The organism is Tenacibaculum sp. M341, from assembly GCF_004337695.1.
Taxonomy (GTDB): Bacteria; Bacteroidota; Bacteroidia; order Flavobacteriales; family Flavobacteriaceae; genus Polaribacter.
This window is the reverse complement of sequence record NZ_SJXJ01000004.1, coordinates 158810-185357: the sequence shown is the minus strand read 5'-3', so window position 1 is coordinate 185357 and position 26548 is coordinate 158810. Positions and strand designations below refer to the sequence as shown.

At 29.4% G+C, this 26548-nt stretch carries 26 protein-coding genes; 20 read left to right on the top strand and 6 right to left on the bottom strand.

The window, feature by feature from the left end:
• Positions 1 to 360: 360 nt before the first annotated feature.
• The gene (locus tag EYW44_RS06095) at positions 361 to 1113 is read left to right on the top strand and encodes a 5'-nucleotidase C-terminal domain-containing protein (protein WP_132722784.1); all 753 of its coding nucleotides are present in this window, start codon (positions 361 to 363) and stop codon (positions 1111 to 1113) included.
• Complete coding sequence (locus EYW44_RS06090; protein WP_132722783.1) at positions 1113 to 2027, top strand: bifunctional metallophosphatase/5'-nucleotidase; 915 nt, start codon at positions 1113 to 1115, stop codon at positions 2025 to 2027. The genes EYW44_RS06095 and EYW44_RS06090 overlap by 1 nt, the downstream gene beginning before the upstream one ends.
• 54 nt (positions 2028 to 2081) lie before the next feature.
• Here the strand turns inward: EYW44_RS06090 and EYW44_RS06085 are convergent, their stop codons facing one another.
• From EYW44_RS06085 to EYW44_RS06080, 3 genes are read right to left on the bottom strand one after another with little or no spacing between them, the layout of a single operon-like run.
• Positions 2082 to 2696: a tetratricopeptide repeat protein gene (locus EYW44_RS06085; RefSeq protein ID WP_132722782.1), complete on the bottom strand. Its 615-nt coding sequence runs from the start codon at positions 2694 to 2696 to the stop codon at positions 2082 to 2084.
• A 36-nt stretch (positions 2697 to 2732) separates the two neighbouring features.
• On the bottom strand, positions 2733 to 2906 hold the full coding sequence (locus EYW44_RS22125; RefSeq protein ID WP_165872169.1) for a hypothetical protein: 174 nt from the start codon (positions 2904 to 2906) through the stop codon (positions 2733 to 2735).
• Positions 2903 to 3400 (bottom strand): hypothetical protein, encoded by a 498-nt coding sequence (locus tag EYW44_RS06080; RefSeq protein ID WP_132722781.1) that lies wholly within the window; start codon positions 3398 to 3400, stop codon positions 2903 to 2905. The genes EYW44_RS22125 and EYW44_RS06080 overlap by 4 nt, the downstream gene beginning before the upstream one ends.
• Before the next feature lie 544 nt (positions 3401 to 3944).
• Here EYW44_RS06080 and EYW44_RS22860 point away from each other — a divergent pair.
• Complete coding sequence (locus tag EYW44_RS22860; protein WP_165872168.1) at positions 3945 to 4055, top strand: hypothetical protein; 111 nt, start codon at positions 3945 to 3947, stop codon at positions 4053 to 4055.
• 4 nt (positions 4056 to 4059) lie between these two features.
• Positions 4060 to 4212, top strand: coding sequence for a transposase (locus EYW44_RS06065; RefSeq protein WP_132722780.1), 153 nt, complete (start codon positions 4060 to 4062; stop codon positions 4210 to 4212).
• Positions 4213 to 4285: 73 nt separating this feature from the next.
• Here the strand turns inward: EYW44_RS06065 and EYW44_RS06060 are convergent, their stop codons facing one another.
• Positions 4286 to 4813, bottom strand: a complete 528-nt coding sequence (locus tag EYW44_RS06060; protein ID WP_132722779.1) for a UpxY family transcription antiterminator — start codon at positions 4811 to 4813, stop codon at positions 4286 to 4288.
• A 328-nt stretch (positions 4814 to 5141) separates the two neighbouring features.
• Between EYW44_RS06060 and EYW44_RS06055 the strand changes: the two genes are divergently transcribed.
• The 4 genes from EYW44_RS06055 (at position 5142) to EYW44_RS22120 (ending at position 10215) form a co-directional block, all read left to right on the top strand.
• A complete protein-coding gene (locus tag EYW44_RS06055; RefSeq protein ID WP_132722778.1) occupies positions 5142 to 7361 on the top strand; it encodes a lantibiotic dehydratase family protein in 2220 nt (739 codons plus the stop codon).
• Between the two features lie 5 nt (positions 7362 to 7366).
• Complete coding sequence (locus tag EYW44_RS06050; RefSeq protein WP_132722777.1) at positions 7367 to 8227, top strand: thiopeptide-type bacteriocin biosynthesis protein; 861 nt, start codon at positions 7367 to 7369, stop codon at positions 8225 to 8227.
• An 85-nt stretch (positions 8228 to 8312) separates the two neighbouring features.
• Positions 8313 to 9941: a helix-turn-helix domain-containing protein gene (locus EYW44_RS06045; RefSeq protein WP_165872167.1), complete on the top strand. Its 1629-nt coding sequence runs from the start codon at positions 8313 to 8315 to the stop codon at positions 9939 to 9941.
• 100 nt (positions 9942 to 10041) lie between these two features.
• Positions 10042 to 10215 (top strand): hypothetical protein, encoded by a 174-nt coding sequence (locus tag EYW44_RS22120; protein ID WP_165872166.1) that lies wholly within the window; start codon positions 10042 to 10044, stop codon positions 10213 to 10215.
• Between the two features lie 71 nt (positions 10216 to 10286).
• Here the strand turns inward: EYW44_RS22120 and EYW44_RS06040 are convergent, their stop codons facing one another.
• Entirely contained in the window at positions 10287 to 11570 is a 1284-nt protein-coding gene (locus EYW44_RS06040) for a PD40 domain-containing protein (protein ID WP_132722775.1), read from the bottom strand.
• A gap of 11 nt (positions 11571 to 11581) precedes the next feature.
• Complete coding sequence (locus EYW44_RS06035; protein WP_132722774.1) at positions 11582 to 12520, bottom strand: PorP/SprF family type IX secretion system membrane protein; 939 nt, start codon at positions 12518 to 12520, stop codon at positions 11582 to 11584.
• 615 nt (positions 12521 to 13135) lie between these two features.
• On the opposite strand from EYW44_RS06035, the gene EYW44_RS06030 reads away from it, so the two are divergent.
• From EYW44_RS06030 to EYW44_RS05980, 12 genes are all read left to right on the top strand, one after another.
• Positions 13136 to 14974, top strand: a complete 1839-nt coding sequence (locus EYW44_RS06030; RefSeq protein WP_132722773.1) for a glycosyl hydrolase family 18 protein — start codon at positions 13136 to 13138, stop codon at positions 14972 to 14974.
• A gap of 14 nt (positions 14975 to 14988) precedes the next feature.
• Positions 14989 to 15312, top strand: a complete 324-nt coding sequence (locus tag EYW44_RS06025) for a hypothetical protein (protein WP_132722772.1) — start codon at positions 14989 to 14991, stop codon at positions 15310 to 15312.
• Positions 15313 to 15318: 6 nt separating this feature from the next.
• Positions 15319 to 15897, top strand: a complete 579-nt coding sequence (locus EYW44_RS06020) for a DUF4255 domain-containing protein (protein ID WP_132722771.1) — start codon at positions 15319 to 15321, stop codon at positions 15895 to 15897.
• Positions 15898 to 15903: 6 nt separating this feature from the next.
• Positions 15904 to 16932 carry a hypothetical protein gene (locus tag EYW44_RS06015; protein ID WP_132722770.1) on the top strand — a complete coding sequence of 343 codons (1029 nt, stop codon included), beginning with the start codon at positions 15904 to 15906 and terminating at the stop codon, positions 16930 to 16932.
• Positions 16933 to 16953: 21 nt separating this feature from the next.
• Positions 16954 to 18615, top strand: coding sequence for a phage tail sheath family protein (locus EYW44_RS06010; RefSeq protein ID WP_132722769.1), 1662 nt, complete (start codon positions 16954 to 16956; stop codon positions 18613 to 18615).
• A 202-nt stretch (positions 18616 to 18817) separates the two neighbouring features.
• Positions 18818 to 19279, top strand: a complete 462-nt coding sequence (locus EYW44_RS06005) for a phage tail protein (RefSeq protein ID WP_132722768.1) — start codon at positions 18818 to 18820, stop codon at positions 19277 to 19279.
• A 5-nt stretch (positions 19280 to 19284) separates the two neighbouring features.
• Positions 19285 to 19731 (top strand): phage tail protein, encoded by a 447-nt coding sequence (locus EYW44_RS06000; RefSeq protein ID WP_132722767.1) that lies wholly within the window; start codon positions 19285 to 19287, stop codon positions 19729 to 19731.
• Positions 19732 to 19733: 2 nt separating this feature from the next.
• Positions 19734 to 19892, top strand: coding sequence for a DUF5908 family protein (locus EYW44_RS22115; protein ID WP_165872165.1), 159 nt, complete (start codon positions 19734 to 19736; stop codon positions 19890 to 19892).
• Positions 19892 to 20572: a CIS tube protein gene (locus EYW44_RS05995; RefSeq protein ID WP_132722766.1), complete on the top strand. Its 681-nt coding sequence runs from the start codon at positions 19892 to 19894 to the stop codon at positions 20570 to 20572. Before EYW44_RS22115 ends, EYW44_RS05995 begins: the two co-directional genes overlap by 1 nt.
• A 9-nt stretch (positions 20573 to 20581) precedes the next feature.
• Positions 20582 to 22384, top strand: a complete 1803-nt coding sequence (gene vgrG / locus EYW44_RS05990; protein ID WP_132722765.1) for a type VI secretion system tip protein VgrG — start codon at positions 20582 to 20584, stop codon at positions 22382 to 22384.
• Between the two features lie 3 nt (positions 22385 to 22387).
• On the top strand, positions 22388 to 22903 hold the full coding sequence (locus tag EYW44_RS05985; protein WP_132722764.1) for a GPW/gp25 family protein: 516 nt from the start codon (positions 22388 to 22390) through the stop codon (positions 22901 to 22903).
• Between the two features lie 28 nt (positions 22904 to 22931).
• Positions 22932 to 26525: a hypothetical protein gene (locus EYW44_RS05980; RefSeq protein ID WP_132722763.1), complete on the top strand. Its 3594-nt coding sequence runs from the start codon at positions 22932 to 22934 to the stop codon at positions 26523 to 26525.
• Positions 26526 to 26548: the final 23 nt, after the last annotated feature.

Sequence of the window (26548 nt, the reverse complement as noted above, 5' to 3'; positions counted from 1 at the left end):
AAATAATTATAGAGTTTTATTCAAATATATTAACACGTTTCTTTAAAAAAGAAAATTATCTGTTGAAGTAATTATGCCCCATATATTTTTGTCTTCAATGTTTTAGTTTATTTAATTACTTGTAGCAGTTAGGGTTTTATAGTAATTTGGTTAATTAAGTTTTTACTGTAATTGAAAACAACAAAGACTTATCTTTTGTAAAAGTAGAAAAAAATTAACAACTTTTAACTTTTATTTCACTTTTTAACGAAGACTAATCTGTTTAAATTTATTTTTTGTAGTTAAATAAAGATATTTTATCCATAAAATGTATAGCTTAGTGGCTTTCTAAAATGTTATTTAAAATAAACTTAAACCATAATGAGAGTTACTTCTTTTTTGTGCTTTATTCTTTTGTTTGTTTCTTGTAAGCAAACCAATAAGCATCTTACTAAAATTACAGCAAAAACAATTGCTGTAGATAGTACTATCGCTTCTTCTTCAGAAATTGATAGTATTATAACTCCTTATAAAAATAAAATGACTGCTGAAATGCAACAAGTTCTGTGTTATAATCCTACAGACTTGGTTAAAAACGATGGAGAATTGCAAAGTTCTTTAGGGAATTTAATGGCTGATTTATGTTTTGAAAATGCTTTGCCTATTTTTAAAGAGAAAACTGGAAAGGATATTGATTTTGCTATGTTTAATAATGGTGGAATTAGAGCTACTATCCCAAAAGGAAAAGTACTTACTGAAAACGCTTTTAAATTAATGCCTTTTGAAAATGAATTGGTAGCTGTGGAAATAACTGGAGAAAAAGTAGTGGAATTGATTGAATATTTTTTATCAGGTAAAAAAGCACATCCTTTATCTAAAAACATACAATTAACTGTTAACGAAAGAAACAAGGATTATTCTTTAATTATTAACGGAAAATCATTTAATAAAAATAATACTTATGTAGTATTAACTACTGACTATTTACAAGGTGGTGGTGATAAAATGGTTTTCTTTAAGAATCCTGAAAAACTTATAAAATTAGATTATAAAATGAGAGATGCTATTATTGATCATTTTAAGAAAGTAGATACTTTAAAAACCTCTTTAGATAACCGTGTAATAATTAAGTAATGAAAAGACGAAATTTTATTAAACAATTAGGAGGTGCTTCTACTCTTACTATGGTAGGTGGATTAACTTTACCTGCTTTTACCAATAAAAAGCAACGACATATTACCATTTTACACACCAATGATACGCATAGTCATATTGAGCCTTTTAAACCAAATCATAACAGACATGCTAATAAAGGTGGGGTAGCAAAACGAGCTACATTGATAGAACAGATTCGTAAAGAAAATGAGCATACTTTATTATTAGATGCGGGTGATATTTTTCAAGGGACTCCGTACTTTAATTATTTTGGAGGTGAATTAGAGTTTAAATTGATGAGTATGTTAAAATATGATGTTGCCACAATTGGTAATCATGATTTTGACAATTCTATTGATGGTTTGTATAAACAATTACCAAATGCTAAGTTCGATTTTGTTTCTGCTAATTATGATTTTAAAAATACCGTTTTAGATACACATGTAAAACCTTATAAAATTCTTGTTAGAGACGGAATTAAGATTGGAATTTTTGGTTTAGGTATTGAACTTGAAGGATTAGTTGATAAAAAAATGTATAAAGAAACTCATTATATAAATCCTGTTGAAATTACTCAGGATATTACAAATGAGTTGAAGAATGAACATAAATGTGATTTAATTATTTGTTTATCGCATTTAGGATATTATTACAAGAGTAATCCTAATAAAATTTCTGATTTAAACTTGGCTAAGCTGACTAAAAATATTGATTTAATTATTGGTGGCCATACTCATACTTTTTTACCTAAACCTACGGTTGTAAAAAATATTGATGGTAAAAATTTACTAATAAATCAAGTTGGTGCTTATGGAATTAATTTAGGAAGAATTGATTTTTATTTTGATGAAAATAATAACAAAACTTCTTCTGGAACTACCATTTTGGTGTAATCTTGATTCTTAAACCAACTAATTCAAAAACAAAATAACCAAACTTTAGTATTTCTAAAGTTTGGTTATTTTGTTTAATTGATTTTCTAGATCAGTGACATATACTTTAAAACATAGATAACCATTTCTTATTCTATATTCATAATTGAATTTTTCTATTCCTTTTTTATATATCTCCTTGGCTTTATCGAGTTGATTTATTTCTTCGTATACCAATCCCAAATAATAATAAGTATCGGCGTAATCTTCTGTTATTTGCATTTGCTTTTTAAATACTTCTAAAGCTTTCTTATACTCTTTATTTTTTACATATAACATTCCTAAAATATGAAAATCTACAAAACCCGCATCAGAATTTTTAGCATAACTATCAATACAATTTTTTATTACTTCAATACCTTTATTAATTTCTCCTATTTTAGCGTAAGACATACCAAGTAAAAACCTCATATCCAAATCTCCACCTGGTGTTAATTCTACCTCATACGACTTTGGCATTTGGTAATACCTTTCTAAATCTCTAATACACATTTGATAATTTCTATTTTGAAAATACCAATAAGCTCTGTAACATAAATGCTTTACAGGATTTAGTTCAATCGCTTTATTTAAAATATCGAGCCCTTCAATTATAAAACCTCTTTTAAAATATGGTACCGATTTTTCCATATAAGCCCAATCATATTTAGGGTTTAATTTAATAATTTAATCAAAAAGTATTTGAGACTGCTTACTACCTTGCCTGTATTTTATTACCTCATAACCTAAATTACATGCTTTTCTTTCATTACTATTTTCAGGGTATAACAAACAGTTTCCTTGACTATTAACTTGTATGCATGCTTGAAATATTAGAAATACATAGAATATTTTTTTCATTGAGATATAATTTTACCGTTTGCTATTTTTACCACTATAAATGTATACCCATCATATAACTGACCTTTAGATTGGACAGGTTTCCATCCTTTTAGTTTTCGTAAAATTGAAATAATTTGTTTTTTTAACTTTTCAGGAGCAGAGCTTTCTTTAAATTCGTTATCTACAAATTGCACTCTAAATCTGCCAGCTTTACCTTCACAATTAATAGCTAATCTGACAAAAAAATAACCTGACACATCTTCAAATGAAGTTTGATAAACATAATTGTTTTTTATATCTTTTTCTAAATCTTTATTACCTTTTTTATAGGTTATTTTAGCTCTTGAGTGATATACATTTGTAGAATCACAAAACTTAAAATCAGGATTATCTAATTTTATATCAAAAGGGGTATCTCCAACTTGCTCTTGATAAACAGTTTTTCTTTTATCTGATTTAACACAGCTGCACAAAGAGATTGTTGCTATTAATAGAAATATTTTTATATACATAAATAACGTCAGTTTGACTTAAAAAGAACACATTTAGTAAACTAAAAAACTAAATTAAAAACAAACAGCTACAAACTGAAAACACCATAGTTTTTGTTACGATTGAAATTCATTATAATGTAAAATTTGAGCCGTCATCTTCTGGCTTTCTATGATGTTCTAGATATTGATTTACCTTTTCATATGTAATATTACCTGTACTCAAACGTACATTAACCTATACACCAGAAATAACAACCTCAGTAACATTTATTCTGCTCAGGAAACCTTAATTTCAACCTCTCTGAATTTCAACCTCTTTAATCTTTTTACCAAATCACTCACTGACAACAAAGGACGGTATTCAACATGAATATGACTCTTTGAAACTATTCCTTTTGGAATATGAACATTCTCAGATTCACAAACCTGCTTCAAAATTGTTCGATTATATATAGTCTATAATAACAAAAGAAAAATTATTGATTTTTTGACCAAAAAAGCCAATCTAGTTGATCGATATCCTTAAAAAAACAAAAACTTTCAAGATAAAATATTTGAAAAAGTGTACGGCAACAAAAACTATTTAGGCAAAGGTATATTCGCCAAACTGAACGCAGATGGGCTTCATTTAGTTTCAAAACTGAGAAAAAACATTAAAAAAGAAAACTATTAAGTTTATGGATAAAGCATATCTAAGAAAAAGAGCCGCCATAAAATCTGTAAACGATGTACAGAAAAACATATATCAAATTGAACATTCAATACACAGATCATTTGACAACTTTTTAGAGAACTTAATTATTGACTTTACAATATACTCTTTTTCTTAACAAAAACCTAGTAATAAAATTCAGAAATCTTCACCTAATATTAAGTTAATTTGAGTTGAACTCTCGTTAAAGATTAAACTTCTTCTAAAATTGCTGATTCTTTAAAGTAACATGCAGGAATACTTGCTGTAATATTTTGTTTTAGTGATTGTATTTGAACAATTATTTTATTCAAATTCCCATTTTTTATCACTTTACACTCCAATCCGCTTAAAGGTCCATAACCAATCTTTTTTACATCTCCTACTTTAGGTCTGTCCTTATTTATTACAACATCAGTTATATCTTTAACTCCAACTAAAAGTTTTAGTTGCTCTATTTCTTCTTCTGTTACCCTTCCATATTCTTTTCCAAAACTTATATATGTACATGCACCATTTACAGATAATGCTTGATAAAACTCTAAGGATGTATTAATATTCACAAATACATATGACGGAAACAAAGGGCTTAGAATTGTCTTTTTTCTATCGCTCCACTGCCTTACCTTTTTCACTTGAGGTAAAAAAGACTCTAAAGACATATCTTGTAAAGAATCGTGTACTTTTTTCTCCCAACGAGATTTCACATAAAGTACGTGCCAACCTATATTAAAGTTCATAGCTTTATAAATTTATTCGATTATTTGATTATTAAACACAGCTTTAATTCTCTCAGCTAGACTGAGTCACTGTAAAAAAACAATGAATACTTAAAATTTAATATTTCAAAATTCAATGTTCCCCCTTTCACAAATTAATAGACAAATCGCGACGGTTAAAAACCATAATCTCTGAAATTTATAAATACTTATGTTGAAATTTATAAATTTAAAACACATAAAAAAACACGTAAAAACCTAAAAAACAACCCTATAATCAAAAGATAACACAAAAAATAAAATCCATCTTTAAATCATTATATTTGTACCATTAATCACCTACTAAAAAATGAAAAAGAATAAAAACCCGTACCGATTTAAAGAAAAATACTGCCTAAGAACACCTGCTTTATCTTTAGATTTTTGCAATGATATTTTCACCAATGAAGAAAACTTTTTTGAGAACTTACAACTAAGTTGGAACAATATTTTTTTACAAGAAGCTATTTTTTTAGCCTCTCCTTATTTATTTAATGAGTTATTTAATTTTCTTAAAAAAAAAGAATTTTCAGCTATTCAAAATGAAAAACTCTATCAAACATTTTTAAAATATGTAATTAGATCATCTACTAGATGTACTCCTTTTGGTTTATTTGCTGGTGTTTCATATGGTAACTTCGATAAGGAAACAGAAATTGAACTAGTATCAGCAGAAAAGCATAAAAGAATTACCAAATACGACACCAATTATATAGCCTCATTACTTAATTATATTTTCCAAAATGAGATTATTAAAGATAAGTTACTTTTTTACCCAAACTCAACGCTTTATAAAGTAGCTGATCAGTATAGATATATTGAATACCTGATAGAGAACTTAAAAAGATCTTATAGTGTTGAAAGTATAGAGAGTAATATTTATATTGAAGAAATAATTAATAGCGCTAAAGAAGGTAAAACAATACAACAACTAGCTGAATTGATTGTTAACAACGATATATCAATAGAGGATGCAAAAGCTTTTGTATTAACTCTAATTGAAAACCAAATTTTAGTTAGTGAATTCGAATTAAATGTAACTGGAGACGATCCTTTGAACTCACTAATTGAGAAAATTAGTTCAATACATAACGCTGAAGATATTCTTTCTCCATTATTATTATTACAATCTCATTTAACTGATATTGATAAAAAAATAGGTAATGAATCAAGTATTTATTCTGAGTGTTTTTCTGCTATTGAAAAATTGAATATTCCTTATGATCAAAAGTATGTATTTCAAACAGACCTTTTTACGCAAACAAGTACAAATAAATTATCTGTAAAACATGCTTATACTGTTAAAAATACGCTACCCTTATTAAATAAATTATCTCCTTTAAAAGAAAATAGTAATCTTCAAAATTTTAAGAGAGCATTTATATCTAGATATGAAACAAGAGAAATGCCATTAGCTAAGGTATTAGATGTTGAATTAGGAATTGGGTATATACAACATACTGCTATTTCTGATACTACCCCGTTTTTAGATGATATAATTCCAAGTCCAAAAACGATTTTAGAAGAAACTCTTGTTTGGAGTGAAATCGATGAAATCATATATCAAAAATTATTAGATACAGAAAAGAATAATGATTATGTATTGACTTTAAAAGATCAAGATTTTAAGCATATTGAAGTTAACTGGAAAAACACACCTGACACATTATCTGCACAAACACAAGTATTAAAAATTGACGGTAAAGAATGTCTATATATAAAAGGAGTATCTGCAAATGCTGGTAATTTAATAGGGAGATTTTCTTATGAAAACTCTGATTTAATTCGACAAATCACCAATTTAGAACAGCAAATGGAACCCGATAAGATTATTGCAGAAATTGTTCATTTGCCCAAAGCTAGGATAGGTAACATTTTAAAAAGGTCTCATTTACGAGATTTTGAAATTCCATATCTGGCTAAATCGACATTAGCTTTATCCCGACAAATAACAATTGATGACTTGTTTATTTCTATTAGAAAAAATAAAATTATCCTTACCTCAAAGAAACATAATAAAGAAGTGATTCCAAGGTTAACTAATGCTCACAACTATTCTGTTAATGCATTACCTATCTATCATTTTTTATGTGATTTACAGTTACAAAATACTCAAAGATATTTTAGTTTTTCGTGGCCAAAAATAACTACAAAGCATCCTTTTTTACCAAGAGTAATTTATAATAAAACTATTTTAAGTAAGGCTAAATGGAACTTAAAAGAAAATGACATTCAAAAACTTTATTTAAATTATAGTAATAAAAAACTACTTATTGAGTCCATTAGTAGGTGGCGAAAACGTTTTCATGTCCCTAAATATGTTCAACTAGTTCAAAGTGATAATTTACTTTTAGTAAATCTAGAAAATTTTAATAGCATACAACTTCTATTGAATACAATTAAAAACCAAAAAAAATGTTTATTAGAAGAGTTTCTATTTACAGAAGACACAGTAGTAAATAGAGGTAGTAAAAAATTTACTAATGAATGTATGATCACATTGTATAATCATGATAAATTAAACCTGTAAAGTTTATGAAACGAGCCTTTATACTTGGAGATGAATGGATTTACTATAAACTATACTGTGGTAAGAGAATTTCTGACGTTGTATTAGTAAACACCATAAAACCCTTAGTAGAAAAACTAATTAACCAAAATTTGATTAGTAAATGGTTTTTTATCAGATATAAAGATCCTGATACTCATTTAAGAGTTCGATTTCTTTGTACGAATATTGATCAATTGGGCACTATAATTAATCTTTTTAACAAAGCTATTTCTAGTTATGTTGAAAACGATTTAATATGGAAAATACAAACAGACACTTACTTTAGAGAAATAGAAAGATATGGTAAAGATACAATAGAAGAAGCTGAATCATTCTTTAATATAGATAGCACACTCTGTGTAAATGCATTAGAGATTATAGAAGATGACATACTACTTTTTGCTTTTACCTTACGATCTATCAATATAGTTTTTGATGCTTTTGATTACAGCATAAATGATAGGCTTTTCTTAACAAAAAGAAATTTAGATGCTTTTAAATTTGAGTTTAATTCAAACAAAGCTTTAAGCAAACAATTAAATAAAAAATATAATAATCTAAAAACAGAGATCATAGAGTTTTTAGAAATGGAACATCACTTTGAGTATCAAGTTCTAATTGATTTACTGAATACTCAAAAATTACAATTAAATAAAATAAAAACTAACATATTAGAAAAAAACACGCAAAATAAAATCAATATTGACGATCTGATATCAAGTTACATTCACATGATGATAAACAGGATATTTAGAGACAAACAACGCTTACACGAGCTGGTTTGTTATGATAATTTATATCGTTTTTATAATTTTAAATTAGTAAAATCAAATGCCTCCCTTTAAAACAAACATTCTACTAGTAACCTTATTTTTAATAATCATTCAAAATACCTTTTCCCAAAGTATTTCTATTGATTCTTTAACAGAAATGAGTTTCGATATTTTAGAACATCGTAGCATAAACTCTAAAAATGACTCTGTTAAAAAACTGTACGCAAAAGCTTTTTTATTAAAAGCTAAGAAAGAAAAAAACACCATTAAAATTGCTGATGGTTATTATTCTTTCTCTAATATTTATCGACATACTCCAAAAGGAGTTAAGTATGCTGACAGTATACTAACGTTAAAAATTAATCAAAAGAATAGTGAATATCCAGCAAAAGGATATTTACAAAAAGGGATTCAACTGTATTATTTAGCCAAATACACTGAAGCTCTGGATAATTATTTAAAAGCAAACGAATTCTACGGTATCTCTAATGATAAATATGGTCAATTATGTGTTAAACATTATATAGGTCTTCTTAAAAATCAAATTGATGATAAGCCAAAAGAATCTTTAAAAATCTTTAGAGAAAATCTATTGTTTTTTAATAACAAAGAAAAAAAGGCAACATATCAAAAACAATATTTAAAATCATTATTTGCTTTAGCTGATTCATATAACAGAAACAATGTCTTAGACTCTGCAGAAATAATAAATAAAAAGGGGATTTCAGAAAGCTTTAATAATGTAGATAAGTACTTATACCCACACTTTTTATCTACTTATGGCATCACAATGCTATACAAAAAAGAATATGACATGGCTATAGACAGCCTTTTAAAAAGTCGTCAATTATTTCAAAATGACAAGACAAATATAGCCATAAGCAACATTAATCTATACAAAGCTCTACTAGGAAAAGAACAAGAACCCCAAGCAATTGAATATTTAAAACAAAATGACTCTTTATTTAAATTACACTCTGAAATTCTTTTTCAAGCCAAAATATCTTATGAGCACCTTCTCAAGTACTATAAAAAAAACAATGACGATGGAAAGTATTTAAAAACTATAGAAAGTCTTTTGAATATTGATAGTATTGTGAAAAACAAACATGAAAATTTAAGTAAAAAAATTGTAAATAAATACGAAATACCAATACTTATATCTGAAAAAGAAAGAATTATAGACCAATTAAATAAAGCAAATTTTTCTAACAAACAATACATTATAATACTAATATTACTAACCTCTCTTTTCCTGTTTTTCACTTTTCATTTTTACAGAAAAAGCCTCATTAACAAAAAGAGATTCATTGCTTTAATGAATAAAAACCAAAAACAAAACTCTATAATTGATAATAAAAAATCTGAATTAATTGAAGTTAACACTACAAAATCTACAGGACTTTCTGAAGAATTAGTAAAAGAAGTGTTAAATAAATTATCCATTTTTGAAAACTCAAATAAATTTATAAAAAAATCTTACACCTTAAACACTCTTGCTAAAGAGTTAAAAACGAACAGTACTTATTTATCTAAAATAATCAATAGTTCTAAAAAAGTTAATTTTTCAAATTACTTAAATGGATTAAGAATTAACTATGCTATTGACAAATTAAAAACAGAAAAATCATTCAGAAGATATACTGTTCAAGCAATTGCTGAAGAGGCTGGTTTCAATAAAGCACAATCATTTTCTACAGCTTTTCAAAAGAAAACAGGAATAAGTATTACATATTTCATAAAACAGCTTAATGAACACAAAACAACTGAAAAACAAGATATTTAAATCTAAAAACATTATTGAAATTTATAAATTTCAATAATAAAAACACTAAGTGTTATGTGTTTATTCAGTAGTTTAGCCTCCAATCAAATAAATTTAAAAAATGAAAAAAAATCGAGAATTAAAATCTGACCTTCTAAATTTCAAAAAGTTTCAAATTGCTAAAATCAAGAATTCTCACAAAGTTTTTGGTGGGAATATGGGGTTAAACCCTACAACAGGCATTGGTGATGATGACTCTAATAGTAATACTCAAGAAGTTGGTGGAAGTCATTAAAAAGTTAAATAAAAGATCCATCAAGTATTATAATATCCAAATAATTCTTGATGGTATTTTAGTATTTTATCCTACTCATGATTATTTATAATAAAACTATAAATATCATCATCTCCCTTTCCTCCTTTTCTATTAGAAGAAAAATATCCATATGATTTATCGTAGCTTATAACAAAACCAAAATCATCTTTAGGTCCATTTATAGGAGTTCCCAAATTTTTAGGTTTAGTATAACTAATATTTAGAATCTTAGATTCAAACACATCCAAAGCTCCTAAACCCAAATGACCATCAGAAGCAAAATACATGATATTTTCATTGTCAATAAAAGGAAACATCTCTCTTCCTTCAGTATTAATTTGTCTTCCTAAATTTTTAGCTTTACCATAAGTTCCATCATCTTTAATTTCTACCTGATAAATATCTGTAGCTCCATAACCTCCTGGCATATCAGAAACAAAATATAAATTCTTCTCATCTGTACTTAAAGCAGGGTGCCCACAAGAAAAAGCATCACTATTAAAAGGTAAACTTCTCATATTTTGCCACTCGCCGTTAATCATATCCGATCTATATATTTTTAAATGAGCTACTTTATTAATGTCTCCTTTCAATTTCTTACCATCATAATTATCTCTAGTAAAATACATGGTCTTTCCATCTGAAGTAAAAATCACATTAGATTCATGATAACGTGTATTCACTTCTATAAATTGTTTAAAACTCTCAGTATCTAAATTTGGTGACATCTCATAATGTTCTTCATTTGCTACATAAATATTCAAAAATGGCTGATTATTCCACTGATATCGCCTCTTACTTGATTTATCATCTTTAGGTCGTGTAGAAGCAAAATACAATTGATCTTTATAAATAAATCCTCCAAAATCTGAATACCTAGTGTTAATATCTAAATTCTTTAAATTGACAAAGGTCTTTTCATTAGTACTATAATCCTCAAAATAATCTTGATTGTTTTCAAGGGCTAGAGCTCTTGAATCATTTTCTTTACTCAATTTTAATTTTTGTAACCAACTATCAGAATCCTTCACTTTTCCATTACTTTTTAACACCTGAGCATAGCGAAAAAAATATTCAGAAGAAATACTATCTTTAAAATTTTTAAACAACAACCTATACCATTTTTCTGCTTTCTTAGAGTTATTTTTAAAATAATACGAATCAGCTAAGCGACTTAAAACTTGCTTAGATGTATCTCCTTTATGGTAAATTTTCTCATATAACTTTGCTGATTTTGCATAAGCAAACTCTTTAAAATAACGATCTGCTGCATAACGTCGTTGGCTAAAACCAACTAAACTGATTAATAAAAAAACAACTAATACACTTCTCATAAATAACTTCTTTAAAAGAATCGTGGCGATTTTAATATATACTGTCTAAATATATCCCAACGAAGCATTATCTCATATGTTCCCGAATTATAGTTACTATAATTAGAAGTAGTAACATCATACGCCAAGCCTATATTTAAATTTTTTGTTGCTTGAATACCTAATAAGGCACTTATTGAATCATCCCAACGCCATGCAACTCCAATAGAAAACTTTTCTTCGATCAAAAAATTAGCCGATATATCCATAGAAGCCGGTGCTCCATTCACCAATTTGACTAACGCTGCGGGTTTAAACTTTATCGTTTCACTTAAATCAAAAACATATCCAAAAATACCAAAGAAATGCAACCGTTCTTGCGCTACATCTCCACTACCAAAAGCTGAAGTACCTACTGTATCATCATAATGATCTGTTCTTAAAAGATTAGGTATTGCAAGTCCTACATACCACTTAGTTTTATAAAAATAAACTCCTGCTCCAATTGTTGGTAATAATCTACTTATGGTACCTTGAAATCCTCTTTCTTGTTGTTGAGGTGTTCCTTTATTCCAATTAATTCCTAAATGACGTACTCCTAATTTTAAGCCAAAAGCTAAATTCCCTTCATCACTAGTTCTAACTCTGTAAGAAACATTGGTATCTAAATAAATCTCATTTGCAGGCCCAATTCTATCATTTGTTAAATTCACTCCCAGCCCAACTCCAGTGTACCCTAAAGGTGTCTCGTAACTTAATGTTTGCGAATCAGGTGCTCCATCTAAACCTATCCATTGTGTCCGTCCTAATACAGTAATCACCGTATGATCATTAGATCCTGCATAAGCTGGATTTACACTCATTGTATTATACATGTAATAGGTATAATGAGGGTCTTGCTGTGCACTAATAAGCTTAACAATTAACAACAAAAACAATAATAGCCCCCTATCAATTAATTTTTTTTCCATAATGATATTACTCTAGCTCCTTATTTGGTACAATAAAGTATGCATACAAAAAGAATTTGAACATAAAACTCATTAAATCCTAAAATATCGTCTGTAAATAAGCATGTCAACTAAAAAATTGACACATATAATTACTAACATTAAACTTATTTAGTAGTAGGTAGTTTTGTTTGGGTTTAGGAGGTAACAAATTTCAGCAAAAAACAACTTAAACACACTGTTATTTAATTACATACAAAAGATAGTAATTCCTATTAAATTAACAAAATAAATTAATCTCAATGTAACATTAATAGCAATTATTACTCCGTTATGAGTGTTAACAAACAGAGTAAATACTTAAAAAAGTAAGCTTTATAAAATATTTACATAAATATTAGCTTCAAATAGTCGGTTTTTTATTTTAAATATGTTAATTTGTGGTATTAAATAACCAAACAACTATTAAAATCAAAAAAATCTTAACTGTATAGAAACACTCTTTAAACGCTACTACTAAACTTAATACTTCCAAATAATTGTAAAATCTTTACAAAGTATTTCTCGTGTACTTGTTGAGCTTTATAGGCTACTTCTTACATATTGATTTTTAAGATATGTTTTAAATCATTTTTAATGAACTATAAAAGTGTCTTTTCTATTCTACTTTTACTTTTTATAGTAAACACAACTGCTTTTGCACTTCAGGATATGCCTAAAGAAGTAAAAAAAGAGAAGAAGATAGTGAAGTTCTTTAAGAATCTATTTAAACATAATGATTCTGCTAAACAAGCTAGAAAATTCATACATCAGCATCATAAAATACTTAAGGACAAAAAAGCACATGTATTTTCTTCTGTTGACGTTAAAAAAAGTAACCTAAAAAAATTCTTTACACCTAAAGATTTTAAACTGAACTATGAAGTTTTTGGTTGGTACCCGTATTGGGAAAAAGACTATTATAAAAACATTAATTTTTCTTTGCTTTCTACTGTCGCCTACTTCTCTTATGAATTAAATCCTAAGACAGGCGCCCCCATTACCACACATGATTGGTCAACGACTCCTTTAATAGATTCAATAAAAGCTAAAAATAAAAAGGTACTCCTTACGGTGAGTAATTTTGGTGATAAAAACAATCGAATATTTTTAAAAAACGCTAATGCTGTTGAAACCTTGATTGACAACTTGGTTAAGTTAGTAAATAAACGACAAGCAAATGGTGTTTGTATTGATTTTGAAGGTGTAGAAAAAAGAGATAAAAGTCATTATACTAGCTTTCTGCTGAGCTTATCCAACAGATTAAAAAGCGCTAATAAAGATTATCAAATTTATGTTACAGTTCCTAGTGTAAACTGGAGCGAATCTATTGATTTTGGTTCGGTAAACAAAGCTGTGGATTGCTTTGTAATAATGGGATACGATTACTATGGAAAAGGAAGTAAAGTAGCAGGTCCTGTATCACCTTTAAAGAGTGAAAAATTTTGGGAACCGTATAACTTAACCACATCTGTAGATTATTATAAAAGTCATTTACCTAGTAATAAAATCATTTTAGCTTTACCTACTTATGGTACGCTTTGGGAAACTAAAAATTTAGATGTTAAATCGAAAGTAAAAAAATATATAGGTAGTAGAACTTATAGTTATATAAAAACCAATATTGAAAAAAACGAATCTATTTACATTGATGATATTAGTAAAAGTGCTTATAGTGTTTATAGAGTAAAAGGAGATAAAACTACCTACAGACAATGTTGGTTTGAAAATGAAACCAGTTTTAAGTTTAAAACCCAACTAATAAAACAACAAAAGCTAAAAGGACTTGGAATTTGGGCTTTAGGTTATGATAAAGGCTATGATGGTTTTTGGCAATTAATTTCTGATGAATTTGGTCAGTCTCCTAGTATGAATCTTCCCGGAGATGGAAATGGTAGTGGAAGTACAAGTCAAAACAACAGCAATGGATCTAACCAATCAAATTCAACAGATAATGGAAGTGTAAATGGAACAGCAGACTCTAATAGTAATGGTTCTGGAAATAATTCAACTTCTAACGGGGGGAATAATGGTAGTAGCAGTTCGAGCACCTCACCTTCAGTAGTAACAAAAATCGTAGACAACTTAGGTTTAACAGACCCCAACAGTAAAATCAATAAGGTTGAGAAAAAATTAGTACACATTACTAATTACAAAACCATTTTGTTGTACATCATGTGTTTTGTACTGTTTTTTGCTTGTGTTGGTTTTGTTATTGCCATGTTATCACCAAACACCCGAAACAACTTTTTTAATAATAAAGCTTTGCGAAACTATTATATAGCTTTCATGCTAATATTAGCTATTATAATTTTTAGAATGCAAAATATTATAAGTGACGGAACTGTATTTTTAATAGTAGGCTTCTTGCTTGGAATATCCGCCTATTACTTGGCTGATAAAATGATAGAAAGAAAGGAGAAAGATTTGCCATAAAATCTATATTAAAAATGAATGAAAAGAGTATAAAGAAAGAATCAGATAAAATAAAAAAGATATATGCAGCAGTTAAAAAAGCGATATCTAAAGAATTCCTATGGCTGCTGTTTGTAACACTCATATGTATCCCTATATCATTAACTATAGCTTATATCATAAGTGTAGATGCCGAAATTATCAATAAAAAACTGGCAGAAGAAATTGAAGGTATTTCAGAGATTATTACAATTGATCAACCTGCCTTTAGAGTATTATATGCCATCTGTTTTCTAGGTATTTATTTTTCAAGAATGGTTGTTTCAGCTATTAAAACCCAGTTAGGGGATAAAAAATAAAGCATAATGTTAGACAAAGTACTTCTATTTATAAGCGATTTACTAAACAAAGAGTTAAAAATGACTTTTGGCTTAGCTGATGATATAGTTACGGTAAGTAGTTTGATAAACTTAGATGGTAGTATTTCAAAAAATATTGAAAACAAAGTCATTTTATCAGTTATAAATCTCGAACAAGAAAAAACTGTAAAAAACAGAGAAGAATATGTGAGTTCTGGAAGTAGTGCTTTTAACAGGGTAAACCCGAGTGTACATTTAAATCTATATTTATTAATCTCCTCTAATTACAATTCTGAAAATTATATGGAGGCTTTAAAAATGCTTTCAACTGTAATTGGTGTGTTTCAAGCTTCTAGAGTTTTTAAACCAGAAACACATCCTGAATTAGATCCAAGCATAAAAAGACTCACATTTGAAATTTATAATGTTCCTGTGCAAGAACTAAGTCATGTATGGAGTGGAATAGGCGCTAAATATGTTCCGTCAATGGTATATAAAATACGTATGGTAACAATTCAAAAAGGACAAGCAAGAGAGCGAGTAGCAGGAGTTGGAAGTTTAAATACAAATGCTCAAAAACAATAATTAAGTATGCATAAAGAACACATACATTGGTTTACTTTTTTAATAGAACATCTTTATTTTAACAATAAAGAATGTACTGTTTTTGACTTAGTTCCTTTGCAACAAACACAACGTACTTTAAAGAATTACGGAATAAGATTTCAAAAATTAAAAAATCAATTTTTAGCCTATGCAGAAGTAGCTCCTTCAAAAAAAATATGGGATGAATTAGCATATGCAGATGATCTATTTTTTCAATTGATTAATACAGATGCAACTTTTGATAATTATACAGATGTAACCTTGCCCAAAAAAGCAAATACAATCCTTTACGCTACTAATGAAAAAGTAGTCAATCGTTTTGCTGATCAACCAATTATTACCGTAAAAAATACTTTAACTGTTGGAACACTACGATTTTCAGTTCCAGTACCAAAAGAAAAGAGTGTTTCAATAATAATTAAAAATAATGGTGAAGAGATTTTTAATCAAATATCACCAGAAAAACAATCAACTGCTTTTATTAATATACAAGTACACGGAACTGGTGTATATGAATTATGGATAGATAACGAATTAGTAAATACTTTCTTCGGAACCTCAGAAAGATTATCAACAAACTGTTATGGTATTTTACATATAAATATGAGGAATGCTGTAGAATCTTTAAGAGAAAACGCATTGCCTATTGTGCAGTTACATTTTGATGCTAGAGCCACTTTTAGAGAATATGTTGTCATTATTCCGAAGGAAAAAAAGATTGATATTAAAAATATGGAAATTGAAAGTGCTAATAATGAAAAGTACGGTGATGTAGAACAGAAAAAAGTACTTGGTAATGAAGAAGCATCGAATGTATTTACCACAACCAATGCCATTCCCTTGTATCAAAAAGCTAAAGAGCATTCTGTATTAAAAATTCAGTATGCAAATCAATTTTCAGATGTTGTTACAGAACTAGACATTCCAATGCCTGTTCCTTCTGCAACATCACTCATAACCAAACAAGTAAATAATGAGAATGTATACTATTCTCAAACAACAATTTATGTTTAACCTTTTTTAAATACTAACTAAATGTCAGTAACAGAAATGAAAACACCCGGCGTTTATATTCAAGAATTAGACGCTTTTGGTAACGCTGTTGTACCAGTACCTACTGCAATTCCTGCATTTATTGGATACACAGGACAGACTAGTTACAACGGTAAAAACCTGGTAAACAAACCTGTTAGAATTACTTCATTAGCAGAATTCAACGCTATTTTTGGAAGTAAACCTCCACAAATTCAGTTTACCGTAACTCAATCATCAACTGCAGCAACACCTGCTCCAAAGCCAGCATCAGCTGATCCTAAGAAAAAATCTGGAGATACAAAAGCTGCTGACACTTCAGCAACAGCTACACCAGCACCTGCAGACTTCCATCTTGGAGATACAGGAGTAAGTTTAGCTACTAGTACTGTAAATTATAGATTGTACAGCGCTATCAAATTTTTCTACGAAAATGGTGGAGGAACTTGTTATGTTGTATCAACAGGAGGATATGATTACTCTTCAACTGGTTTAACTTCTACTGATCCTTTTACAAATGCTTTAACAGTATTAGAAAAAGAATCTGAACCAACAATGATTGTAATTCCTGATGCTGTAGAATTAATGGATCCTACAGAAACAGATATGGCTAAAAAATATGCTTTATGTTACACATTACAAGGAGAGTTAATTAATCACTGTGGAGAATTAACTACAAGAGTTGCTCTTTTAGACATTCCTGGTGGATACCAAGAACCTTTAGTTGGTACTACAAGTGTTGAAGCATTTAGAAATGCTGTTGAGCCTACATTACCTAAATTTAATAGTTATGCAGCTGCTTACTATCCTTGGTTACACACTACTGTAAATCAATTAACAGACATCTCTTACAAAAACATTGCTTCTGCAAGTTACAATACTGTAAAATCAATGTTGAATGCTGAGTTTCCTAATGTAATTGATCCAAAAACAAAAAATAGCGTTCCAAACCCTATTACAAAATACATTACAGCTTTATTTGCTGCTAAGCCAGCTGCAGATGGAATTACTCCTGATAAAGCAGATTCAGTACTTAAAAATTTAAGTGCTACTTATAAGTTATTATTAAAGCACATGTTAGAGAAATTAAACTTAATGACTCCTAGTGCTGCAATGGCTGGTATTTATACAGTTGTAGATAATAACGAAGGTGTTTGGGTAGCTCCTGCTAATGTAGGTGTACAAGGTGTTGTTTCTCCAGCTATTAAAATTGATTTAAAGGGACAAGAGGATTTAAACATGCCTTTAGATGGAAAGTCTGTTTGTGCCATTAGATCTTTCCCAGGAAAAGGAGTACTTGTTTGGGGTGCTAGAACTTTAGACGGTAACTCTAACGACTGGAGATATATTAACGTAAGAAGAACCTTAATTTACATTGAGCAGTCTGTAAAAGAAGCAGCAAGCGCATATGTATTTGCTCCTAATGATGCAAAAACTTGGGTTTCTGTAAAAAGTATGATCACTAATTTCTTATTAGGATTATGGAATCAAGGTGGATTAGTAGGACCAAAACCTGCAGATGCTTTTACTGTAACTGTAGGGTTAGGAAGCACTATGACTCCGGACGATATTTTAAACGGACGAATGATTGTCGCTGTAAAAGTTGCAGTATCTCATCCTGCTGAATTTATCGAAATTACATTCCAACAAGAAATGCAAAAGTAGATTGAAACTTGAAGTTTGAAGTCAGAAACGAGGAGTAATTCAAACGCTTTCAGCTAACGATTATCATCTTCTAAATTTCAACTTAAAAAACATAAGCTTGAAGCCTAAGATTAGAAGCTCGAAGAAATTAAAAAACTTCTGGCTACCAACTCATAACTTCTAGCTAAAAAACATTTAACCAAAAAATTAAAAACATCATATTATGGCAGATGACGGATCAGCACAAGGATCAATTTGGCCGTTAACTAAGTTTTATTTTACTGTAAGCTTAGGTTCACAAGATAATACGGCCTCTTTTCAAGAAGTATCTGGTTTAGATACAGAAACACAAGCAGTTGAATACAGACATGGAGATAGTAAGACATTTAGTACTATTAAAATGCCTGGTTTAGCTAAATTTAGTAATGTTACTCTTAAAAAAGGAGTATTTGTGAAAGACAATAACTTCTGGAAATGGTACGATGCTATTAAAATGAATACTATTAAAAGAGAAACAGTAGTTATCAAATTATTAGACGAATCAGGTTCTCCAACAATGACATGGACATTAACAAATGCATGGCCTACTAAAATTACTGCTACCGATTTAAAATCGGATGCTAACGAAGTAGCCATTGAAACATTAGAACTTGCTCATGAAGGCTTAACTATTGCTAATAGTTAATATTTATGAGTGATTACCCATTACCAAGTTTTTATTTTAGACTTACATTTCCATTAGAATTAGGCTTATTTGACACCTCTTTCAAAGAAGTGTCAGGTATGTCTATGGAAATGGGTATTGAAGAAATTGCAGAAGGTGGGGAAAACCGGTTTAAACACCGGGTTCCTACTGGAGCAAAATATCAGAATTTAGTATTAAAACGTGGAGTAACATCAAGTATATCAGCACTATCATTGTGGTGTGAAGCTACCATTGGAGGCGGCTTATCTTCTAGTATTATTACGCAAACCGTTATTTTAAGTTTGTTAGATGAAGATAGTTTTCCTATAAAAAACTGGAGTTTTGTAAATGCTTGGCCTGTAAAGTGGGAGTTTTCTCCTTTAAACTCTATGAATAATGAAATTCTGATAGAATCTTTAGAATTAGCATACGATTATTCATTAGTAATTTAATTATGCCCATAGAAATAAGAGAGTTAGTTATAAAGGTAAAAGTAGAGGAAACCATAGCATCTAAACAAGAGACTTTAGACATGAGTCAAATAAAAGAAACCTTGGCAAACCTTTGCGAAAAAGAAGTTAAAAGACAGTTACAAAAACTTAAAGAACGTTAATGTCAAAAGATTTAATGACCATAACTGCGTATTCAGACAATGAATATTCTAGCGAAACAGGAGATAGCTGTACTGTACAAATAAATCCTGCTTCCTATACGCATGAGCATACTATTGAGTACAATAAATTTCAACCTGTAGGTTCTCCAGGAACTTCAGTTTGGTATAAAGGTACACCTCCAGAAAAAGTGTCATTTGATATTTATTTTGACGCAACAGGTGCTATTAGTACCAGTAGTATTAGTAGTTTATTATCATCATCAACTTCTGTTTCTGACCAAGTTGACACTTTTAAAAGTACTTGTTTTACGTATAACGGAAGTATACACGAACCTAACTACTTAATTCTATCTTGGGGTACATTAGTTTTTAAATGTAAACTTACTTCTTTAAACATATCGTACACCTTATTTCAAAGTGACGGAACACCATTAAGAGCAAAATTAAGTGTTGCTTTTGAAGGCGCTATTTCTGCAGATGATATTGCTGCCGAAGCAGATAATCAGTCACCAGACTTAACACACTTTATAGAAATTAAAGAAGGAGATACGTTGCCTTTAATTTGTTATCAAATTTATGGAGACAGTAGTTATTATACTGATGTAGCTAGCTATAACAATATTTTAAACTTTAGAAATTTAGAACCAGGAACAAAACTATATTTACCACCTTTAAAGTAACAATGAATTATGGCAAGTTCACCCATTATTAGTGGCAATAATTTAGTATCATTTACCATTACCTCAGAAGGTGATGCAATTCCGGACACCTATGGTGTAATGAATGTAAACATTACACAAGAAATAGATACCATTGCACAAGCAAGCATTACTATAAGAGATGGAAATCCATCTACTCAAATGTTTGAAATTGCAGATGCTGATACTTTTAAAACAGGAAATGCTATTGAAATATCATTAGGATATGCTACTAGTACTGTTACTATTTTTTCTGGTGAAGTAACTAAACAATCTGTTAAAATAGATGATTCTGGTACTACTTTTCAAATTACTTGTAAAGATAGTATTGTAAAAGCTGTAAAAAGTAAAAGTCAAGTAGTGTTATCTGACTCATTAGATAGCGATGCTATTAATCAAATTGCTGATAATTTAGGATTAGATACTGATGTTACTGACACAACAGTAACCAAAGAAAAAATTATACAATATCAAGCCTCTGACTGGGATTTTATTGTCAGCAGAGCACAACGAAACGGAATGGCTGTAGTAACCGATAACGGTACTTTAGTTGTGAGTGCTATTTCTGTAGATAGCGAAGCCGTTTTAGAACTAGAATATGGTAGAGATATCATGGAAATGGATATTGAACTAGAGTCTGTAGACCAATTAAACTCTGTTAACTATAACTCATGGACTCCTTCTGAGCAAGATTCTGTAAGTTCAGAAGCCAGCGAACCAAGTACTAATGAACAAGGAGATGCAGACGAATCAGACCTAGAAGCCGTAACCGACGCAGATGAAACACTGTATACATCGGTTCCGTTAACTCAAGATGAAACACAAGAACTTTCAGACGCTATGCTACTGCGTTTACGAATGTCTAAATATAGAGGAAGTATTAAATTCCCAGGATCGGCAGAGGTAAAACCAAACACACTGATCTCATTAACAGGCTTAGGCGAACTTTTTGATGGTGATGCCTATGTATCAAAAGTAGCACACAGTTTAACTGGCGGAAAATGGACTACTGAAGTTGAAATTGGTATGATGCCAGAATTTCATAACGAAAAAGTAAAAAATTCTCCATCTGAACCCAATATAAAAGACACTTTAATTGATGTAAAAGGACTACAAGTTGGTATTGTACAAGATGTATATGATGAAGATGGCGGAGAGTACAGAGTACAAGTAGAAATTCCAATGCTAAATGACACTACGGAATTTGTATGGGCGCGTTTGGCTTCTTTTTATGCGAGCAATAGTTTTGGTGCTTTCTTTTATCCTGAAGTAAATGATGAGGTAATACTCGGTTTTATAGATGGTAATCCTGCTTATCCTGTTGTTTTAGGAAGCATGTACAGTAGTGCTTTACCTCCTGCTGACACGTTAATTCCTGCTGATAGTGATAACAACTTAAAAGGACTTATTACCAGAAGTCAGTTACAAATGCAATTTGATGACGAAAATGTTGTAATGACATTTCTTACACCACAAGGAAATACAATTGTTTTAAGTGAACAAAATGAAGGCATTACAATTACTGATCAAAATAGCAATCAAATACAAATGAATGGAGATGGTATTACCATAGAAAGCCAATCTGCCATGACAATAAAAGCGGCTGATGCATTAACCATAGAAGCATCTGGTATATCAATGACTGCTACTAGTGATGATATTAGCCTTACCACAAATTCAGGATCAATTTCGGGATCAGCAAATGACTCGGTAACCATTAATGGTAATAGTGGAGCTACATTCAGCAGTAGTGGAACGACTAGTGTTAGTGGTAGTTCAGTAAATCTTAATTAAGATATGAAAATAAAAAAACAAGACATACGTAATCATAATTTATTCTTAGGAACTGGTTGGAGCTTTCCTCCTACTTTTCATAAAGAAAGTTCTTTAGGTATTGAAATGGTTTCTAATGAAATGGATATACAACAATCGTTACACATTTTATTAAATACAAAGCTAGGTGAACGTATTATGAATCCGAGATATGGTTGTGATATTTACACTTATTTATTTGAGTCTATTTCTAATTCAAGATCGCATGTAATTGTAGAAACTATTAAAACTGCTATTCTTAGATACGAGCCAAGAATTAAAGTAATTAAAATTTACTTAGATGAATCGCAGTATTTAGATGGGATTATAAAAATCAATATCGACTATAAAATACCACTAACCAATACCCGTTTCAATTTAGTATTTCCATATTATAAGATTGAAGGAACTGATATACCTGAATTATATAAGAAAACACCAAAAAGACCTACAAGTATTTCAGACTTAGTAGCGCTAAATAAATTAAAAAACAACAAGTAATTGTATTGTTTATGCAGTGCATAGAATGATGGAAAGACGGAAAGGAACCATACAAAGACAACGAATAAACACCACGTTATTAAACCCAGATTTTCAAATTGACGATCGCTCATTTGATGATCTGTTGGCTTATATTGTATCATATTTAGAGCAAATTAATTATTTTACAACCGAAAATGTTATTGATGGAAATTGGAGAGCTTTAGTTGAACAAGATCCTGTTATTTTTATTATTGGTATTGTAAAAGAACCTATTGACAGTCTTCGTATTGATAGTTATTCGCTTGCTGAAAAAATTAATGTTTTACTAAACTGGTATCGAAAAATAGAACATTGGTACCATACTCTTTTATACTTTAAAGAGCCTATTCTTGCTGATAAAATTAGCAATGTACTATTAGACGTACTTGAGCATAAAAAACAATTATTAGAAAATGTTATTGCACACAACCAAGACAATGGCAATTTTGATAACTCTGATTTTGATGTAGACGAGGTTACACATACGTTTAGAAAAATGATCGTATATATTCAGAATTTCACACGTGAATATTTACAAAAAACCATTTTTTCTAAAAACAACCATATGCCTAACAATGCAATGTATATTACATTTGCATTGTTATTTAAAAAAATTCAAGATCAAATAAATAAGCTTGGTCAACGACATTTAGATTTTTACTATAAAGATGTTTTACAACAAACTCCTCGCAAAGGAATACCTACTAAAACAGTGGTATATTTTGAGGTACTTCCAAACTCTAAAGAAATTTTAATTCCAGAAAACACAGAATTAATTGCAGGAAAGTTGTTTAATAGGAAAAAAAATGTTTTATTTAGAACCGAAAAACCTTTATTAACCTATCCTATACGAGTAAACACTTTACAAACCTTATATTTTAATAAAAGCCCATTTATTAAAATCGGCACTAACGACGCCACAATTTCAAACATTGTTAAAAACAACCTTGTTCTTAATGAGAAAGTAGCCAAAGAAATCGAAAATTATTCCATATTTGGGGCAGATGAAAACTCTATTGTCGACTCAGAGCTTTCTGAAAATAGCTTAACAGATATTGGTTTTATGATTGGTTCAAAAGCACTTTTTCTTGAAGAAGGAGAAAGAAATATCCAACTTACCTTTAACCTCCAACAAGAGTCCTCTGAAGTGACATTTTGGAAGCTATTGAAAGAAATGGCAACCAATTTAAACTTACCTTTAGACGTTGTTTTTAACTCTGTTTTTGAAGAAGCTTTTATCATTTCGTATACCACTACTAAAAAATGGAGAACACAAAAAAAGTATGAACTTTCTTTTAATGAAGAAGACAATTCTTTTAGTCTACATTTTATCATAGAGAAGTCAACACCTCCTGTAGCACCTTTAGCTTCAGAAGCCAGTAAACTTCCTATGGTTAAGATATTATTAGACGAATATGCACCTATTTACGCTTATTCATTTTTAAAAGGTTTACAATTAGAAACAATACAAATAGAGGTATCTGTAACAGGTGCTAAAAATTTAGCTGTTTACAATAATATTGGTAAAATGCCACTTACCAAACCTTTCAATTTATTTGGTACATCGCCACAAATAGGAAATTATTTATTAATTGGAAAAAGTGAATTATTTAAAAAAGAATTATCTGAGCTAATTTTAAATATTGAATGGGATCAAGTTCCTATGGAATATGGTGGTTTTGAAACTTATTATTCAGCTTACACAGAACGTTTTTTTAACGATTCTTTTCGCATAGATATTTCTGCTTTATCTAATGGTTATTGGTTTCCTAGAGAAGAAGAGCGAAGAACACAATTATCTCTTTTTAAAAGTAATGCTGCCAAAACTCCCGAAGGATATGACACTGTTTTAATTGATAAAAACACCAAAGTAATTGTTGATAATTTAAAAAAATATCAACTTACTAAAAACTACAAACTGCAAGATCCAATTGCATACGATATACATACTAATAGTGGATTTTTTAAATTCACATTTACAACCCCTAAATACGGATTTGGAAATGATGTTTATCAGAAAAACTATGTAGAAATAGCTACTCATAATGCTAGAAATGAAGATACACTACCATTACCAAACAAACCGTTTATACCTAAAGTTAAGCAACTTACTTTAAACTACACTGCTAGCGACACTATTTACTTTAACAACACCTATGATGGGAGCCCAGAAGATATTGTAGGTGACTATATTCATATTACTCCTTTTGGTATAGAGAAAATTGTAAATAATAGCAAAGTGTTTAAAAATAGTATAGTTGCCGATTTCAAAGGAGAAGGCTATCTGTTTTTAAAACTTTCTAAAGCAATTCCAAGTAGTACTGTTTCTTTATTTTTCGACTTAAACAATCGTTTTCCAGAACACATACACTACAATAATAATATTTTAATTGAGTATGAAGTTTTAGACCGTTGGATTCCTTTGCCTAAGAAGAATATAATTTCTGACGGAACAGATCAACTAACTAAATCTGGAATTATAGAAATTCTTTTACCACATGCTTATAAAGATGAGGAAAAAGGAGAGTTCAGTTTACGCTTTATTGCTAAAAAAGAAGCCTATAAATATCCAATAATTAATGCTATTCATCCGAATGCAGTAGTAGCCAGCTGTACAAGCGATGATGAAAACATTATTGGTAAACAAATAGCTGCAAATAGTATTACCAAAATGGCAAAAAAAATGCCTAACCTAAAAAAAGTAATACAGCCTAAAAACTCTTATGGAGGAAAACTACCTACTTCATCAGCACTATTTTATACAGAAGTCAGCGAACGATTGCGTCATAAAGACAGAGCATTAACTATCTGGGATTATGAACGTTTAGTTCTTTCTTATTTTCATGATGTTAGAGTAGTAAAATGTACCAATTTAAACGCTCTTTTTAAACCTCAAGCGGGTAAGGTTACTTTATTAGTACTTTCTAGTAAATGGAGATATGATCAGCACCATTACTTTAATAGAAATGAATTGGATAGTATTTATGATTTTATTAAAAGTAAAGCCAATTCTTTTATAAAAATTAAAGTTCAAAACCCTGTTATTGAATGGCTATTAGTTACTTGTATTGCAACTTTTGAGGCAAAAGACCAAGGAGGTTATTATTTAAATGCTTTAAATAAAGAAATCAACGAATACTTATGCCCTGTATCTCAAAAAGATAATAATGGACTTAATAATGTTGTAGTACCAAGAATGCTTAAAAGTCATTTAGAAAATTTACCCTACATAGAATCTATTCAAAAAATAGATATAGAACATATTATTAAAAAAGGATTGGATAATTTTTCAGCAAAAATATACGAAGAGAATAATGAAATAAAACCTTCAAAACCTTGGTCTATGTTAGTACCAAAAATGAAGCATAATATTTATTCATCTGGTATTTTAGAAGATGAAACAATTGAAGAAATAGAAACTCAAAATTTACAAATTGGAGTAGATTACATTATTGCTGGTGATTATGAGGATGAGGAAGAAGAAAAAACAGTTAATAAAAATGAGGTAGTTGTTGTTAAGGAAGAAAAAACTCCTGAAAAAACAACCACTGCATTAAGCTTACAAAAAGCAAAAACTATTCTGACTTTTAAGACAGAATAATCGTTTAACCAAATATAAAGACA

Coding starts and splice junctions, on each gene's coding strand:
- EYW44_RS06095 (WP_132722784.1), top strand. CDS start 361: ATGAGAGTTACTTCTTTTTTGTGCTTTATTCTTTTGTTTGTTTCTTGT.
- EYW44_RS06090 (WP_132722783.1), top strand. CDS start 1,113: ATGAAAAGACGAAATTTTATTAAACAATTAGGAGGTGCTTCTACTCTT.
- EYW44_RS06085 (WP_132722782.1), bottom strand. CDS start 2,696: ATGGAAAAATCGGTACCATATTTTAAAAGAGGTTTTATAATTGAAGGG.
- EYW44_RS22125 (WP_165872169.1), bottom strand. CDS start 2,906: ATGAAAAAAATATTCTATGTATTTCTAATATTTCAAGCATGCATACAA.
- EYW44_RS06080 (WP_132722781.1), bottom strand. CDS start 3,400: ATGTATATAAAAATATTTCTATTAATAGCAACAATCTCTTTGTGCAGC.
- EYW44_RS06065 (WP_132722780.1), top strand. CDS start 4,060: ATGGATAAAGCATATCTAAGAAAAAGAGCCGCCATAAAATCTGTAAAC.
- EYW44_RS06060 (WP_132722779.1), bottom strand. CDS start 4,813: ATGAACTTTAATATAGGTTGGCACGTACTTTATGTGAAATCTCGTTGG.
- EYW44_RS06055 (WP_132722778.1), top strand. CDS start 5,142: ATGAAAAAGAATAAAAACCCGTACCGATTTAAAGAAAAATACTGCCTA.
- EYW44_RS06050 (WP_132722777.1), top strand. CDS start 7,367: ATGAAACGAGCCTTTATACTTGGAGATGAATGGATTTACTATAAACTA.
- EYW44_RS06045 (WP_165872167.1), top strand. CDS start 8,313: ATGAGTTTCGATATTTTAGAACATCGTAGCATAAACTCTAAAAATGAC.
- EYW44_RS22120 (WP_165872166.1), top strand. CDS start 10,042: ATGAAAAAAAATCGAGAATTAAAATCTGACCTTCTAAATTTCAAAAAG.
- EYW44_RS06040 (WP_132722775.1), bottom strand. CDS start 11,570: ATGAGAAGTGTATTAGTTGTTTTTTTATTAATCAGTTTAGTTGGTTTT.
- EYW44_RS06035 (WP_132722774.1), bottom strand. CDS start 12,520: ATGGAAAAAAAATTAATTGATAGGGGGCTATTATTGTTTTTGTTGTTA.
- EYW44_RS06030 (WP_132722773.1), top strand. CDS start 13,136: ATGAACTATAAAAGTGTCTTTTCTATTCTACTTTTACTTTTTATAGTA.
- EYW44_RS06025 (WP_132722772.1), top strand. CDS start 14,989: ATGAATGAAAAGAGTATAAAGAAAGAATCAGATAAAATAAAAAAGATA.
- EYW44_RS06020 (WP_132722771.1), top strand. CDS start 15,319: ATGTTAGACAAAGTACTTCTATTTATAAGCGATTTACTAAACAAAGAG.
- EYW44_RS06015 (WP_132722770.1), top strand. CDS start 15,904: ATGCATAAAGAACACATACATTGGTTTACTTTTTTAATAGAACATCTT.
- EYW44_RS06010 (WP_132722769.1), top strand. CDS start 16,954: ATGTCAGTAACAGAAATGAAAACACCCGGCGTTTATATTCAAGAATTA.
- EYW44_RS06005 (WP_132722768.1), top strand. CDS start 18,818: ATGGCAGATGACGGATCAGCACAAGGATCAATTTGGCCGTTAACTAAG.
- EYW44_RS06000 (WP_132722767.1), top strand. CDS start 19,285: ATGAGTGATTACCCATTACCAAGTTTTTATTTTAGACTTACATTTCCA.
- EYW44_RS22115 (WP_165872165.1), top strand. CDS start 19,734: ATGCCCATAGAAATAAGAGAGTTAGTTATAAAGGTAAAAGTAGAGGAA.
- EYW44_RS05995 (WP_132722766.1), top strand. CDS start 19,892: ATGTCAAAAGATTTAATGACCATAACTGCGTATTCAGACAATGAATAT.
- vgrG (WP_132722765.1), top strand. CDS start 20,582: ATGGCAAGTTCACCCATTATTAGTGGCAATAATTTAGTATCATTTACC.
- EYW44_RS05985 (WP_132722764.1), top strand. CDS start 22,388: ATGAAAATAAAAAAACAAGACATACGTAATCATAATTTATTCTTAGGA.
- EYW44_RS05980 (WP_132722763.1), top strand. CDS start 22,932: ATGGAAAGACGGAAAGGAACCATACAAAGACAACGAATAAACACCACG.